Genomic DNA, 14055 nt, shown 5'->3' on the forward strand with positions numbered 1-14055 from the left:
CTTGTTCGTCAACTCCGTTCCCCTTTTCAGTTTCAGTCGTCTCCGAGCAGCATCGCATCGATGCCGTCGCACAGACAGTGAATGGTCAGCAGATGGACTTCCTGGATGCGCGCCGTTCGATCGGACGGCACGCAGATGTGAATGTCGGTTTCGGCGAGTACTTCGGACATCGCGCCGCCGCCCTTGCCCGACAGCGCGATCACGATCATCTCGCGCTCGTGCGCTTCCTGAATCGCCGCGAGCACATTGACCGAGTTGCCCGACGTGCTGATCGCGAGCAGCACATCGCCCGACTGACCGAGCGCGCGAACCTGGTTCGAGAAGATCTGTTCGAACGCATAGTCGTTGCCGATGGCCGTGAGAATCGATGTATCGGTCGTCAACGCGATGGCCGGCAAGCCCGGGCGCTCGCGCTCGAAACGGCCGATCAGCTGCGCGGCGAAGCGCTGCGCATCGGCAGCGGAGCCGCCATTGCCGCACACGAGAATCTTGTTGCCGTTGGCGAGTGCGCCGAACAGCGTGTCGACGGCGGCCGCGATCGGAACCGCCAGCGCGTCGAGTGCTTCGAGTTTGAGTGCCGCGCTGTCGCGGAAGTGCTGTTGAATACGTTCGACTGACATCGACTCTCGATCATCGGCCGCGGCGCGCGGCAATATGTGACTTGAACGCTCAAAGCGTCGGTTGTTGCGCAGTTTACCGCATGCATCATGCAGCGAACCTCGCTCATGCTTCGTCGGCGCGAAACGCATCGGGCAGCCAGCGCACACGACCCGCATCGAACGCGACGACATCAAAGCGGCACGCCGGCAACGCACCGCGCCAGCTCGCGAGAAAATGCTGCGCGGCATGCACGAGGCGCGCACGCTTTCTCGCGTCCACACTCGCAACGGCGTTCGCGTAACGCCTGCTCTTCCTCGCCCGAACTTCGACGAACACGAGCGCGCCGCGTTCATCGAGCATCACGAGATCGATCTCGCCGCCCCGGCATGTCACGTTGCGCGCGACGAGGCGCATCCGCTGTCGCTGCAGAAACTCGAGCGCATGCGACTCGAAAACATCGCCGAGCGTTTTGGACAAGACTCCTCCATAAAAGTTGTCGACGAGACATGCGGATCGCGCGTGGCAAAATGACGTCCTTTCCTTCGACGCCCGCGCTCATGCTTCAGATCTCCGAACTCGCCGCCGGGCAGCACTATCCGACAAGCGCGCTCTATGTCGTCGCAACGCCCATCGGCAACGCGGCCGACATCACCGTGCGCGCGCTGCACGTGTTGCAGCTCGCGGATCGCATCGCCGCCGAGGACACGCGCAACACCGCGCAACTGCTCGCGCGCTACGGCATCTCGAAGCCGTCGATCGCCGTGCACGAGCACAACGAGCGCAGCGCCGCCGAACGGGTAATCGAGCATCTCAGAAACGGCGAGCGCATCGCCTGCGTATCCGACGCCGGCACGCCCGGCATTTCCGATCCCGGCGCGCGTCTCGTCGATGCCGTGCGCGAAGCCGGACTGCCCGTCATTCCGCTGCCGGGCCCGAGCGCGCTCACGACAGCGCTCTCGGCAGCGGGCGCGTGGGTGCGCGGCTTCTCGTTCATCGGCTTCCTGCCGACGAAGTCGAAGCAGCGCGCCACGCAATTGCGCACGCTCGCGAACCATCCGATGGCGTTGGTGTTCTACGAAGCGCCGCATCGCATCGTCGAAACGACGCGTGCGCTCGGCGAGGCATTCGGCGGCGAACGGCAGTTGCTGATCGCCCGTGAGCTGACGAAGTTACATGAGAGCCTGCATCGTTGCACCCTGGCCGAAGGGCCAGCGTGGCTCGAAGCGGAGACGAATCGTCAGCGCGGGGAATTCGTTCTGGTGGTGGAAGGCGCGCCCGAAACGCAGGATGCCTACGACGCCCACGATGCGCTGCTCGCGACGCTGCTGGAAGAGTTGTCGGTGAAAAGCGCTGCGCGCATCGCCGCGACGTTGACGGGCGCATCGCGCAACGCGTTGTACGAACGCGCGCTCAAGCTCTCGAAGCGCGACGAAAGCGAAGCGGAATAGAAAACGGGCCGTCGCGAGACGGCCCGTTCGGGTGCTGCAAGGCGCGATGTCGGATCAGTTGACGCTGTCGTCGGCAAGCGCTTGCGCCTGCTCTTCGCGCGCCGCACGCGCTTCCTGCTGCGTGAGACCTTCGATCTTCACCTTCTGCGTGCCTGCGCCGCGCATGCCGAGCACCGCCGCGGCGGCGTACGACAAGTCGATCACGCGTCCGCGCACATACGGTCCACGGTCGTTGATCTTCACGACGACCGTCTTGTGATTGGACTCGTTCGTCACGCGCACCCACGACGCGAGCGGCAGCGTGCGGTGAGCAGCGGTCATCGCGTTCATGTTGAACTTTTCGCCGCTCGCGGTCTTGCGGCCATGGAACATGCGGCCGTACCACGACGCCTTACCCTTCTGTTCGAAGCTGCCGGCGTCGGGACCGGTCGTGATCGGCTCGGCGCTCGAAAGCGATTGAGCCTGGTTCGGCTTGTCGGCCGGAAGTGCGGAAAGGTGCGAATCGAACGCGAGCGGCGCCGTCGAGCGGGCACTGCTCGTGCTCAGAGAGTCTGTCTTCTGAGGATTGGCTGCGACATCGCCCGAACCCGGCGCGGCGCAACCCGCCAGCACACCAACTGCCAGCAGGCTTCCGACATGTCGAATAAATCGAGCATTCATAGACGTGTTTACGATAAAAGGAGCGGCCGCGCTGCGCTGGTCGGCGCGCGCATGGCTGCTCGAGGCTTTGCCGTGCAAAGCAGAACGCCGCTCGGTCAAGCGAACGGCGAACTGTGCTCGGATGCGGCGCACTCGTGCCGCAAACGCCCGGTTATTGTTCACGTCTGGCGCAACCTGTCCCCGGCAGCCTGACCAGACCCCACAAGCCGCCATCGAACGTGGCATCACATTCGTGCGCTGAAAAATTCATCTAAGCGCAGGAACGGCGGCGTAGGCCCCATCCGGCGTAACGGCTGCAAAGCCATCTGACAGACGCGCCGCGTCTGGCCGGACAAGACGTGTGCACCCACTGGAGGTGCTTGAGTTGCAATTGCGAGGCTTTTGGCCCCGAACAGCGTACTGACAGCGATTGTAAAAACGCACTAGCGTTTTAACCATCGCTTATTGACGGCATGGTTGGATCCATGCACAAGTAGTGCCATTATACAAAAAAACAGCGGTTCGTCTCGCCAAACCCAACGATCAGTCATTGATTTTCGCTATGAGCGTAAGAATTGCCGATATTTACGGGTTTTCCAGCGCTCGAACCGTCACCCTTGCGCGCGTTATGGCACCGGTACAATGAACGTTTTTACAGGCCTGCGTGTACCGACGACAGTCATATGAAAGTCATTCTCGTTCCCGTGACGCCCTTCCAGCAAAACTGTTCCATCGTGATCTGCGAGGCGACCAGGCGCGCCGCCATCGTGGACCCGGGCGGCGACATCGAACGCATCATCGCGGAAGTGGAGCGGCAGGGCGTGACCGTCGAAAAGATTCTTCTGACGCATGGTCACCTAGACCATTGCGGCGGCGCGAAGGCGCTCGCCAACCATTACGGCATACAAATAGAAGGACCGCATCGTGAGGATGCGTTCTGGATCGATCAGCTGCCCGCGCAGACTCAGCGCTTCGGCTTTTCGAACGCCGAGGCGTTCACATCCGAACGCTGGCTGGCCGACGGCGACACCGTGCAGTTCGGCGACGAGTCGATGGAAGTCTATTTCTGTCCGGGTCACACGCCGGGCCACGTCGTGTTTTTCAGCCGCGCGCACCAGCTCGCGTTCGTCGGCGATGTGCTGTTCGCCGGCTCCATCGGCCGCACCGATTTTCCGCGCGGCAATCACGCGGAACTCATCCGTTCGATCCGCGAAAAGCTCTGGCCGCTCGGCGACGACGTCACCTTCGTTCCCGGTCACGGCCCGGCATCGACATTCGGCGAAGAGCGGCGCACCAACCCGTTCGTGCGCGACGGAGTGACAGCGTGAACGCGATTCCCGAAATCTATGTCAGCACCGATGTCGAAGCCGACGGCCCGATTCCCGGCCCGCATTCGATGCTGAGCTTCGCCTCGGCAGCCTTCACGGCCGACAAGCAGCTCATCGGCACCTTCTCCGCGAATCTCGAAACGCTGGAAGGCGCGGCGCCGCATCCGGTTCAGGCCGCATGGTGGAAAACGCAGCCCGACGCGTGGGCCGCGTGCCGCAAGGATTTGCAAAAGCCGGAGATCGCACTGCCGGCTTATGTCGAATGGGTGGAGGCGCTGCCGGGCAAGCCGGTGTTCGTCGCGTATCCGGCGGGCTTCGACTTCACCTATATGTTCTGGTACATGATGCGTTTTGCCGAGCGCTGTCCTTTCTCGTGGTCGGCGCTCGACATCAAGACGCTCGCCTTCGCGATGACCGGCCTGCCATACCGGAAGGCGATCAAGCCGCGCCTGCCGAAACATTGGTTCGACGAGTTGCCGCATACGCACGTCGCGCTCGACGACGCGATCGAGCAAGGCGCGCTCTTTTGCAACATGCTCGCGGAACTGCGGACGTCGCAGGCCGCGCTGGCGCGGACATCGGCCGGATCGGACGACATCGGCGAAGGTAAAACCGCGCAGTCAGGCCAATGAGTTAGGGAAACTCCCTCAGTGCAGGCGCTTTGCATTGCGTTTCTTTTCCGGCGCCTCTACCATGAGAGTCAAATCGCGACCGAACGGAGGCGCAGTTGACTCTCGATACATTCTCACAAAAAATCCTGCGTCTTCTGCAGCTCGACGCACGGCGCTCCGTTCAGGAAATCTCCGACCAGGTCGGCTTGTCGAGTACGCCGTGCTGGCGGCGCATCAAGGACATGGAGCAATCGGGCGTCATTCAGCGCTATACGGCGCTGCTCGACCGCGAGAAGCTCGGCCTGCACGTCTGCGCGCTCGCACATATACACCTGACGCGTCATACCGAGGGCGGCGTCGAGCAGTTCGAGCGCGAGATCGCCACCTGCCCGGAAGTGACCGAGTGCTACAGCACGACCGGCGAGTCCGATTACATCCTCAAGATCGTTGCGCCGGATATCAAGGCGTACGACGCGTTCCTGCACGATCGCATCTTCAAAATTCCTGCCGTCGCGCAGGTGCGAACGAGCGTCGTGCTTCGCGAAATCAAGTTCGACACGCAATTGCCGCTCTGAGCGGCGTTCAGCGTGGCGTATCGATCGCGCGCTTCGTCGTCGACGCGGGCGCGGGATCGAGCGCCTGCGCGATGTTAATTTCACGCGCGCCGATCTTGCGTTTGAGCGCATCGAGATCGATCGACTTCAGCTTCGCGGCGGTGTCCTCTGCGCCTGGCGCGGGCAGCATGACATCCACATTGAAGCCGCTGCTCAGATAGTGCAGATTCAAGGTCTCCACTGCCAAACCCTGTCGCGCGAACGCCGCGCGCACAGCGTCGCTGACGGTCGAACGCAACGGGAAATTGCCCGGCAACGGATTGAGTTCATCGAGTTCGGGATCGACATGAATGAGCGCATCGATGACCCGCGTGTCGGCCAGCATGTTCGCGCGCGCCGATTCGGCGATGTAATGACCTTCCGAAACCGAAATGAGCGGGTCGACGAGAATGTGGGCATCGACGATGGCGAGATCGCCCATTTTGCGCGTCCGGAACTCGTGTACTTCGCGCACGCCGGGCGTCGTCAGCAAAATGGCTCGCAAATCTTCGGTGGTCGCTTGATCGAGTGCCCGATCTGAAAGATCTTGTAATGCGTCCCACGCGAACGTCCATCCCATTTTGCCGATCAGGAAGCCGACGAGCGCGGCGGCGATCGGGTCCAAAATCCGGAATCCCGCCAAACTGCCGATTATCCCGAGTGCGACGACCAGCGAAGAAGCGGCATCCGAGCGCGCATGCCACGCATTTGCGACGAGCATCGCGGAACGCACCCGTTCAGCGGCGCGCAGCATATAGCGAAACAGCGCTTCCTTGGAAACGAGCACGATTATCGCAACCGCCAGCGCGCCGACCTTTACCGGCGGAATATCCTGAAGGTTGACGATTCGCGACCCGGCGCGCCACAACATTCCGACGCCCACCGCGACCAGTAATCCGCCGAGGAACAATGAAGCCACCGTCTCATAACGGTTATGGCCGTAGTTATGATCGACGTCCGGGGCAGCGCCCGCGTGCTCGTTCGCAATCAGCACGATAAAATCAGACACAATGTCCGCCAGCGAATGAACGCCATCCGCTATCAGTGCCTGAGAGTGAGCAAGAAAGCCTACGACGAGTTGCGCCGTGGTTAGCACGCTATTTAGCGCAATGCTCCGCCAGGTGGTTCGTCGGGCGACCTCCTGTTTTTCCGCGGTGCGCGTCGTCGAAAGCGACATGTAACTGAACTCGAGCCTTTCACCTTCGAATTTTATCAGCGGGTGCGTCTCGGAGCTTCTGGGCGCCTGCGGTATTTTGGTTCAGGATCAGCCGTCGAGCGACCGGCGATACCAATTTATCAGCCTGCGAAATAAAAAAGGCCGCGTCATGTAACGCGGCCTATTTTTCGCATGATTCGGCTCAGAATTTACTTGCCGATCAGGAAGCTGTCCCGATCTTGTCCGGCGATCCACTTCGGCGGCTTGCCGCGGCCCGACCAGGTGCTGCCGCTTTCCGGATCACGATATTTCGGCGCCACGCCCGAACGGCTACGCGCGGCCTTCGCGCCTTTCGCACTCCGACCGCCAGCCAGTTCCTGAAGCGTGATGCCATAATCCGCCATCTTCTGCTTGATCTCATTAAGCACTTCGGCGTATTCGCGCGACTTCGCTTCTTCAATCTGACGTTCGAGAGACTCGCGTTGTGCGAGGAGTTCCTTGTATGACGGCATGGCAATTCCCTAAGTGGTTTGCTGACTTTGCGAATCAACGCGCTCGCTTTCAGTTATCAGTATCTGTAAAGCCTCGGACTGGGACGCAGATTAACACAGTTCCCATTAACGCGGCATGTGCGTATTGCCACTTAATAAAAAGTTTAGCGACTTTCTTCGTAACATTTGCCGAAAATTCTGAGATTGGAGCGGTTGTTGATCCGATCTAAAACGCGTTGATGAAACGATCCTTCGTTGGCGTCATGGCATCGAATGAAAACAAGGCCAATAAACTCGACCGGAAAATTTCATGAGATGGCAACTTGCGGCGAATCGTTGAGACATCTGGTCACTCGAAGCGAAATCGGGTCGCAACAAATTCGGATTTATCGCACGGAAAAGTCGCCTTGCCGCTCGAAGCAATCGATAAGCGCAGCCTTCAAATCCTCGTTCGTTTGTTTCGGGTAATCGAAAGTAAAACGATTGCGCGTCCCGGTAAGCAGCAAATCGCAGCCGTACCGGTCGACCCCCAATAAACGGAGATTCTCCGGCTGGCCCGTGTAAGCATCAAAATATTCGCAGAGCGACGATTCGTCCGCTGCACAAAGCGGCGGCAGCGAATCGAGTTCTTCGCCGGCGAGCCAGCCCATTGCACCGAATCCGCCGATATACCGCATGCGTTCCACCGACATCACCCAGAAGGAGAAATCGCCGAGTTCCAGATATCGCGCCGCATCCGGGTGATAGCGCAGATAACGCTGCGCGAGTTCCCCGCTTTCCTCCGGCCGCGCTGGCGCAAAGCTGCCGAGCATGGTCAGGCGCTGGCCGTCCAGCACGCCGCCTTCCGCGGCGTGCGCGACCAAAAAACCGGCGCGCGCATCGGCGTGAAGATTGCGCGTGTGCTCGGCGAGATGGCTGATGAGCAACATCGGCACGTGGCGAGCGGTGGGCGCAAACGGCAGCGCGGTCGGATAGGGAAAGCCGCGCGGCTCGCGCGAATGCGTGGCAAGCGTGCCTTCGGACACGCGATGCAGCAGATGAAGCGGCGCTTGCGACGGAATGTTCATCCGGTTCTCGTTCGTTGGTCGATCGTCGAACGATGGTAATGCAGCGCGTGCGAGCGTGTCGCCTGGCCGTTCGATAGAATCGAAAGCCTTCGCGTCCGATGGCATCATGTCCGGTCGCTTTCTCGTTTCACGCAATCTTCAAACGGCTTCTCTCGTGTCCGACTCGACTACCGCTTCCGCCGCCTGCGAATCCAATCCGACGCTCGCGCTGCATCGCAGCCTTCCGCACGGCACGCGCGTGCGCGCGCGCTACGCGACGATGGCCGTCTTCTTTATCGCGGGCATGATGTACGCGTCGTGGGGCGTGCACGTGCCGACCGTGCGCGACAAGTTCGCGCTTAGCCCCGGCATGCTTTCGTTCGCGCTGCTCGCCGTCGCGGGCGGTTCGATCTTCGCGATGCTCACGGCCGGACCGTGGATCGCGCGCGCCGGCACGCGCACCGCCTGCCTGGCGGGCGGCATCACGATGATGATCTGCGGCTCGCTGATTCTGGTGACGCCCAATTTCTGGTTGCTGCTGATCGTCCTTGCGATCTTCGGCTTCGGCATGGCGACGCTCGACGTCGCGATGAACGCCGAGGCGAGCGCGGTGGAGCAGGCATTGAGTCGTCCGATCATGTCGTCGCTGCACGGCATGTTCAGCATCGGCGGCATGGCGGGCGCGGCCGTGGGCGGCGCGCTGCTCGCGCACGGACTCTCGCCCGCCGCGCATCTCGCGCTGGCATCGGGCATAAGTCTGGTCGTCCTGCTCGTTTCGATGCCCGCCGTGCTGCCGCACGTTCCTCATCACGACGAGCACGCGAAGGCGTCGTCGTCGAATCGCTGGCGATCGGGCGCGCTGTGGGCGCTCGGCGGTCTCGCGCTGATTGCGCTGATCGCGGAAGGCGCGATGTACGACTGGGCCACCGTCTATATGCGCGATATCGTCGAGGCCACGCCGTCGGTGTCGAGCGCGGCCTACGCGGCGTTTTCCGGCGGCATGGCAGCCGGCCGCTTCGGCGGCGACGCGGTGCGCGCGCGTTTCGGCGCGCCGCAATTGATCTTCGGCAGCGCGGGTCTCGCGTTCATCGGCATGGTGATGGCGCTCGTGCTGCCGAACACCATCGTCACGATGACCGGCTTCACGCTGATGGGCCTCGGTCTCGCGAACATGATGCCGGTGCTTTTCGCGGCCGCGGCGCGCGTTGAAGGGGTCACGGCGGCCGAAGGACTCGCGCAGGTCGCGGGCCTCGCGTACTTCGGCCTGCTGCTCGGGCCGGTGCTGATCGGCGGCGTCGCGCAGATCAGCACGCTGCCGATCGGCCTGTGCGTCGTGGCGGCGTGCTGCCTGGTCATCACCGTAATCGGGCCGCGCATTCTGAAGCGCTGGAAAATATAAAGCGCGCGGGCCTTTCGGCTCCGCGCGCTTCTTGAGACCGAAGTCCCGCGTCGATTACATCTTCACGACGTCGAGCAGCGTCTTCTTGCCGCCCTTGTAGTTGTACAACGAGATCACGCCGTGCTTCAGGTCGCCCTTCGAATCGAAGGTCGTCTGGCCGATCACGCCCTTGTAGTCCGTGTTCGGCATGGCGGCGACGATCTTGGCCGGATCGGTCGAGTTCGCGCGCTTCATCGCGTCGACGATGATGTACACCGCGTCATACGTGAACGGCGCGTAGATCTGGATCGGCTGGCCGAAGCGCTTCTGGAACTTGTCCGCGAAAGCCTTGCCGCCGTCCATCTTTTCGAGCGCCATGCCCGCTTCCGAGCACACGACGTTGTCGGTTGCGTCGCCTGCCAGATCCGACAGCTTTTCGGTACAGACGCCGTCACCCGCGAGAACCTTCGCGCGCAGGCCGAGCTGCTTCGCCTGCTTGGCGAACGGGCCGCCGGTCGCGTCCATGCCGCCGTACATCACCGCGTCGGGGTTTTCGCCCTTGATCTTGGTCAGAATGGCGCGGAAGTCGACAGCCTTGTCGTTGGTCGCGTCATGCGAGATCACCTTCAAGCCGAGCGACTTGGCGGTCTTCTCGAATTCGTTCGCGAGACCTTGGCCGTAAGCGGTCGAATCATCGACGACGGCGACGGTCTTCACCTTCAGTTGCTTCGCCGCGTAGTTGGCGAGCGCCGGGCCTTGCTGCGCATCGGTCGCGACGACGCGATACGTCGTCTTGAAGCCTTGCTGCGTGTAGGTCGGGTTCGTCGCCGACGGGGAAATCTGCACGATGCCCGCGTCGCTGTAAATCTTCGAAGCCGGAATGGACGTACCGGAGTTCAGGTGACCGACAACGCCGACGACCTTGTCATCCACGAGCTTCTGTGCGACCTGAGTAGCCGTACGCGGGTCGGCCGCGTCATCCTGCGCGTCGAGTTCCAGCGTGATCTTCTGGCCGCCGATCGTCAGACCCTTGGCGTTGATCTCTTCGACTGCGAGCCGCGCGCCGTTTTCGTTATCCTTGCCCAGGTGAGCAATGCCGCCGGTCAGCGGAGCGACGTGACCGATCTTGACGACCTGGTCGGCTGCTGCGGACGTTGCCAACGTAGCGAACAGCACGGCTGCAGCGCTGATCGGCAACAGTTTGTGAAGCTTGGTGTTCATGTAAGTCTCCAGTTTCGGTCCCAAAAACAACGTAATCGCCCTGTGCCCCGTCTTTCATCACGATCGCTCAGTCCCGTGGACGACCACGCCGGATGCATCGTCATGCACTTGGCAAGTCCTTCCGGCAGGCCGTTCGTGGCAGCCGCCATCCGCACTGCGCGCAAGTGTAGGGTTGTCAAATTAATTTAGGGAAGTTTTTTAAGATACTGGTGTCACTACCAATTAACGGCTAGTTGTGATGCGCCGCCATTTGTGGTGGTGTTCCCGCGAAGACGCCCTGTACATGCGGGTTTCCGCGACATCGGCGGGCAAAGGTTTGACCGTCATTCAAGTTTGACAGGCGCGCGCCGATAATCCCTGCCCGCCTGCGTCATTAGCCTGTTTATTAAGGCTTTTTTCAGCTTGCGTTTAGATCGATGCCTCTAAAAACCGGCCACGCGTCAAACCGCGTGCCAAGCGCGCGCGAGCGTTCAGGGCGACTGAAAGGGAAAGCTGGCAAACTCACCCGGCCAACCTATTTACAAACGCAAGGAGTATCGACGTGACCGTATCCGTGACTTCCCGCTGGATCGACATTCCGGCCGATGGCGACAGCTTCCAGGGCTATCTCGCGCTGCCCAAGACAGGCACCGGACCCGCCGTGATCATCCTCCAGGAGATATTCGGCGTGAATGCGCACATTCGCAGCGTCGCCGATCAATACGCCGCCGATGGCTATGTCGCGCTCGCGCCCGATGTCTTCTGGCGCACGCAGCCGCGCGTCGAGCTGGGCTACGAAGGCGCGGATCGTGAAAAGGCGATGGAACTGCTGCAAAAGACCAAGCTCGATACCGCGGTCGCCGATGTCGGCGCGGCCGCGAAGGCGCTGCGCGCGCTACCCGAGGTAACGGGCAAGATCGCGGCGATCGGCTATTGCTTCGGCGGCCGGCTCGCGTATCTCGCGGCGGCGCAGGGTTCGGTGGATGTGGCGGTGGCCTACTACGGCGGCGGCATCCAGAACGCGCTGGATAAAGCCGATCAAGTGAAGGTTCCGATGCAGTTCCACTACGGCGAACTCGATGCGCACATTCCTCCCGATGCGGTGGACGCCGTGCGTCAGAAATTCGCTGGCCGTGAGAATTCGGAACTCTACGTTTATGCGCAGGCCGATCACGGCTTCAACTGCGGCGATCGCGCGTCGTACAACGCCAAGGCTTCAGCGCTCGCGCACGGGCGCACGCTGAGCTTCCTCGGCGAGCACGTGTAATCGACCGCTATGGCGAGCGCGCCCGCACGGGGCGCTCGCTATATCAGTGCGGGCAAGCCTTCGACGAGGAGAAATGCCGCGAGCACGCCGAGCAGCGCGCCGAACACACGTAGCGCGTTGTTCTTGAAATGCGTCGCGCATGGAATGGCCCCGAGGAAGAGCGCGCCAGCGAGCGCCATCGGGATGATCAGGATGAAGTCGCCGATCGTGAAGTACGTCATAGTGCGTCTCCCATCGTCTTGCTTTCTGGCTTCGAGCGTCGCGCGTTGAAACCTGCATCGACGATTCGAGTATAGGCGTCTCTGTCGAAGACGTCGGCCGATCTTCGTGCGATGAGAAACCTGCCCGATATACGAAAGCCTTGCGTAACAAGGATTTAGAGGCGGATCTTTTTAAGCGGGCGCGGAAAACCCTTAGCTTCGTTCCATTTCAACCGGCTTTCGATTTTCAGAAGAAGGTCGCGCGCTCGCGCCGATTCAGGTACGCCGCGCCCGCGAGCCCGACAAGCAGCAGCGCGCCGATCAGCCCGGCCACGCCCGTCCATCCGAACGCGGTCCAGAAGTGGCCGCCATACGATCCGATCACACTCGACCCGACGTAATAAGCGAGCAGATAAAGCGCTGCCGCCTGCCCTTTGGCCTGCGCGGCGAGACGCCCGACCCAGCTGCTCGCGACCGCGTGCCCCGCGAAGAACCCGAACGTCAAACACGCGATTCCGGCGATGATCACCGCCAACGCGCTCGACAATGTCAGCGCAATGCCGAGCATCATCAGTACGAGACTCGCGATCAGCACGCGGCCGCGTCCGAAGGCATCGGCCATCTTGCCGGACCATGGCGACGCGACGACGCCCGCCAGATACACCGTGAAGATCGCGCCAATCTGCGTCTGATTCAACTCAAACGGCGCGCCTAGCAACCGATAACCGACGTAGTTATAGAGCGTGACGAAGCTGCCCATCAGCACGAAGCCGATGAGAAACAGGAACGGCAAACCGCCGTGCCGCAGATGACCGGCAAGCGAGCGCCGATGATGCGCAAACCCGACGCCGCGCCGCGGCTTGAACCGTCGCGACGGCGGCAGGAGCGAGCGGAACGCGAACGTGGCGAGCAAACCGAGCAGCCCGATGCCGCCGATCGCGATGCGCCAGCCGAAGAGATCCGCGAGGATGCCGCTGATCACCCGCCCGGCCATTCCGCCGATGGCCGTCCCGCCGACATAGAGGCCCATCGCGAGACCGAGGCCTTCCGGATGCACTTCCTCCGCGAGATACGCCATTGCAACGGCGGGCACGCCGCCGAGCGCGAAGCCTTCGAGCGCGCGGACGACGAGCAGCGCGTGCCAGTCGGGCAACACGGCCGCGACAACCGTCAGCACCGACGATGCAAGCAGCGAAAGCGTCATCAAACGATGGCGGCTCCAGCTTTCCGAAACGAATCCCGCGATGAAGATCGCGATCGCGAGCGCCGCCGTGCTCACCGATACCGTGAGCGCGCTGACCGCCGAACTGACGCCGAACGCCTTCGTGAACTCGGGAAGCAGCGGCTGCACGCAATACAGCAGCGAGAACGTCGCGTAGCCGGCGAACAGCAGCGCGAGCGATGCACGCCAGTAGGCACGCGAACCGCGTTCGAGATACGGCGCGGCGTCGGCGGTCCGGGCTGCGTTGTCGTCGGCGTTAGGGCGCTGCGGCGCCGGTGAAGCGTTCACGAATGAAGTCTCCGCTGAAAAACTTTCAACGATACGCCGATCCTAAGGGTTTTGCCTAATGCGACACACGCATTTCGCCGACGATCACCAGTAATTAGTGCTAGCCGTCTGCGATCGGCAACATAACGAGGCGAATGGCGTCGCGCCGACGCGTCGCGATGCGCTAAAGTAAGAGCACAATCGTTCATGAAAGCCGCATGTCGCGCTTCCCGCCACAAAGACGCGGCGATTGTCTGGTGCACGAGCCGTTAAAAGCCTGTGCTTGGTGAAATATATGACCGGCGTTTTATCCTCAGCCGGCGTTGAAACGGGGATTCATCATGCAAATCGGTTCGATTGTCCGCTCTGTGCATATTGCCGTGCCTCAAGGGGCGCGCGGCATCGTGATGCGCATTCTCGGTGACATGGCGATGGTCGCCTGGTACGCGGGCGAGCCCGGCGTGACCCAGTTGCTCAACACGGAGCCGTTCTTCCTCGAAGATCTGATCGACACGGGCGATGTTGTGCGCCCGTCGAACACGGTCGTGCATTGAACGGCGCCGCATCGCATTGATGTAATGATGCCGCCCGCGCGAAGGCCGGGCACAA

The 14055-nt window shown here is 61.8% G+C and carries 16 protein-coding genes; 7 read left to right on the plus strand and 9 right to left on the minus strand.

Annotated features, from left to right (window positions below; all coding sequences use genetic code 11):
- Positions 1-32 precede the first annotated feature (32 nt).
- Together ACEN42_RS00360 and ACEN42_RS00365 are read right to left on the minus strand one after the other, a co-directional pair.
- Positions 33-620, minus strand: a complete 588-nt coding sequence (locus tag ACEN42_RS00360) for a phosphoheptose isomerase (protein WP_371880397.1) — start codon at positions 618-620, stop codon at positions 33-35.
- 103 nt (positions 621-723) lie between these two features.
- On the minus strand, positions 724-1077 hold the full coding sequence (locus ACEN42_RS00365; RefSeq protein WP_371880398.1) for a YraN family protein: 354 nt from the start codon (positions 1075-1077) through the stop codon (positions 724-726).
- 80 nt (positions 1078-1157) lie between these two features.
- Here ACEN42_RS00365 and rsmI point away from each other — a divergent pair, with 80 nt between their 5' ends.
- Positions 1158-2048 carry a 16S rRNA (cytidine(1402)-2'-O)-methyltransferase gene (rsmI, locus tag ACEN42_RS00370; protein WP_371881137.1) on the plus strand — a complete coding sequence of 297 codons (891 nt, stop codon included), beginning with the start codon at positions 1158-1160 and terminating at the stop codon, positions 2046-2048.
- A gap of 54 nt (positions 2049-2102) precedes the next feature.
- Here the strand turns inward: rsmI and ACEN42_RS00375 are convergent, their stop codons facing one another.
- The gene (locus ACEN42_RS00375) at positions 2103-2708 is read right to left on the minus strand and encodes a septal ring lytic transglycosylase RlpA family protein (protein WP_187608158.1); all 606 of its coding nucleotides are present in this window, start codon (positions 2706-2708) and stop codon (positions 2103-2105) included.
- A gap of 662 nt (positions 2709-3370) precedes the next feature.
- On the opposite strand from ACEN42_RS00375, the gene ACEN42_RS00380 reads away from it, so the two are divergent.
- The 3 genes from ACEN42_RS00380 to ACEN42_RS00390 all read left to right on the plus strand — a co-directional run bounded on the left by ACEN42_RS00380 (position 3371) and on the right by ACEN42_RS00390 (position 5201).
- Positions 3371-4015 carry an MBL fold metallo-hydrolase gene (locus tag ACEN42_RS00380; RefSeq protein WP_371880399.1) on the plus strand — a complete coding sequence of 215 codons (645 nt, stop codon included), beginning with the start codon at positions 3371-3373 and terminating at the stop codon, positions 4013-4015.
- Complete coding sequence (locus ACEN42_RS00385; RefSeq protein ID WP_371880400.1) at positions 4012-4647, plus strand: exonuclease; 636 nt, start codon at positions 4012-4014, stop codon at positions 4645-4647. Before ACEN42_RS00380 ends, ACEN42_RS00385 begins: the two co-directional genes overlap by 4 nt.
- A gap of 95 nt (positions 4648-4742) precedes the next feature.
- A complete protein-coding gene (locus tag ACEN42_RS00390) occupies positions 4743-5201 on the plus strand; it encodes an Lrp/AsnC family transcriptional regulator (RefSeq protein ID WP_008352298.1) in 459 nt (152 codons plus the stop codon).
- A gap of 7 nt (positions 5202-5208) precedes the next feature.
- Here ACEN42_RS00390 and ACEN42_RS00395 read toward each other — a convergent pair whose 3' ends face one another.
- The 3 genes from ACEN42_RS00395 to ACEN42_RS00405 all read right to left on the minus strand — a co-directional run bounded on the left by ACEN42_RS00395 (position 5209) and on the right by ACEN42_RS00405 (position 7933).
- Positions 5209-6396, minus strand: a complete 1188-nt coding sequence (locus tag ACEN42_RS00395) for a cation diffusion facilitator family transporter (RefSeq protein WP_238285866.1) — start codon at positions 6394-6396, stop codon at positions 5209-5211.
- Between the two features lie 188 nt (positions 6397-6584).
- On the minus strand, positions 6585-6887 hold the full coding sequence (locus tag ACEN42_RS00400; protein ID WP_035499508.1) for an H-NS family nucleoid-associated regulatory protein: 303 nt from the start codon (positions 6885-6887) through the stop codon (positions 6585-6587).
- A 365-nt stretch (positions 6888-7252) separates the two neighbouring features.
- Entirely contained in the window at positions 7253-7933 is a 681-nt protein-coding gene (locus ACEN42_RS00405) for a HugZ family protein (protein WP_371880401.1), read from the minus strand.
- A 154-nt stretch (positions 7934-8087) separates the two neighbouring features.
- Here ACEN42_RS00405 and ACEN42_RS00410 point away from each other — a divergent pair, with 154 nt between their 5' ends.
- Positions 8088-9311 (plus strand): MFS transporter, encoded by a 1224-nt coding sequence (locus tag ACEN42_RS00410; protein WP_187608153.1) that lies wholly within the window; start codon positions 8088-8090, stop codon positions 9309-9311.
- Between the two features lie 54 nt (positions 9312-9365).
- Here ACEN42_RS00410 and ACEN42_RS00415 read toward each other — a convergent pair whose 3' ends face one another.
- Positions 9366-10511 (minus strand): branched-chain amino acid ABC transporter substrate-binding protein, encoded by a 1146-nt coding sequence (locus ACEN42_RS00415; RefSeq protein WP_035499507.1) that lies wholly within the window; start codon positions 10509-10511, stop codon positions 9366-9368.
- 541 nt (positions 10512-11052) lie between these two features.
- Here ACEN42_RS00415 and ACEN42_RS00420 point away from each other — a divergent pair.
- Positions 11053-11757, plus strand: coding sequence for a dienelactone hydrolase family protein (locus ACEN42_RS00420; protein WP_371880402.1), 705 nt, complete (start codon positions 11053-11055; stop codon positions 11755-11757).
- A 38-nt stretch (positions 11758-11795) separates the two neighbouring features.
- Here ACEN42_RS00420 and ACEN42_RS00425 read toward each other — a convergent pair whose 3' ends face one another.
- Positions 11796-11978, minus strand: a complete 183-nt coding sequence (locus ACEN42_RS00425) for a hypothetical protein (protein ID WP_016346751.1) — start codon at positions 11976-11978, stop codon at positions 11796-11798.
- A gap of 226 nt (positions 11979-12204) precedes the next feature.
- On the minus strand, positions 12205-13467 hold the full coding sequence (locus ACEN42_RS00430; RefSeq protein ID WP_371880403.1) for an MFS transporter: 1263 nt from the start codon (positions 13465-13467) through the stop codon (positions 12205-12207).
- A 320-nt stretch (positions 13468-13787) separates the two neighbouring features.
- Between ACEN42_RS00430 and ACEN42_RS00435 the strand changes: the two genes are divergently transcribed.
- The gene (locus ACEN42_RS00435; RefSeq protein WP_014192763.1) at positions 13788-14000 is read left to right on the plus strand and encodes a hypothetical protein; all 213 of its coding nucleotides are present in this window, start codon (positions 13788-13790) and stop codon (positions 13998-14000) included.
- Positions 14001-14055: the final 55 nt, after the last annotated feature.

The organism is Caballeronia sp. S22, assembly GCF_964261745.1.
Lineage (GTDB): Bacteria > Pseudomonadota > Gammaproteobacteria > Burkholderiales > Burkholderiaceae > Caballeronia > Caballeronia jiangsuensis.

Coding starts and splice junctions, on each gene's coding strand:
- ACEN42_RS00395 (WP_238285866.1), bottom strand. CDS start 6,396: ATGTCGCTTTCGACGACGCGCACCGCGGAAAAACAGGAGGTCGCCCGA.
- ACEN42_RS00380 (WP_371880399.1), top strand. CDS start 3,371: ATGAAAGTCATTCTCGTTCCCGTGACGCCCTTCCAGCAAAACTGTTCC.
- ACEN42_RS00425 (WP_016346751.1), bottom strand. CDS start 11,978: ATGACGTACTTCACGATCGGCGACTTCATCCTGATCATCCCGATGGCG.
- rsmI (WP_371881137.1), top strand. CDS start 1,158: ATGCTTCAGATCTCCGAACTCGCCGCCGGGCAGCACTATCCGACAAGC.
- ACEN42_RS00405 (WP_371880401.1), bottom strand. CDS start 7,933: ATGAACATTCCGTCGCAAGCGCCGCTTCATCTGCTGCATCGCGTGTCC.
- ACEN42_RS00435 (WP_014192763.1), top strand. CDS start 13,788: ATGCAAATCGGTTCGATTGTCCGCTCTGTGCATATTGCCGTGCCTCAA.
- ACEN42_RS00400 (WP_035499508.1), bottom strand. CDS start 6,887: ATGCCGTCATACAAGGAACTCCTCGCACAACGCGAGTCTCTCGAACGT.
- ACEN42_RS00360 (WP_371880397.1), bottom strand. CDS start 620: ATGTCAGTCGAACGTATTCAACAGCACTTCCGCGACAGCGCGGCACTC.
- ACEN42_RS00375 (WP_187608158.1), bottom strand. CDS start 2,708: ATGAATGCTCGATTTATTCGACATGTCGGAAGCCTGCTGGCAGTTGGT.
- ACEN42_RS00415 (WP_035499507.1), bottom strand. CDS start 10,511: ATGAACACCAAGCTTCACAAACTGTTGCCGATCAGCGCTGCAGCCGTG.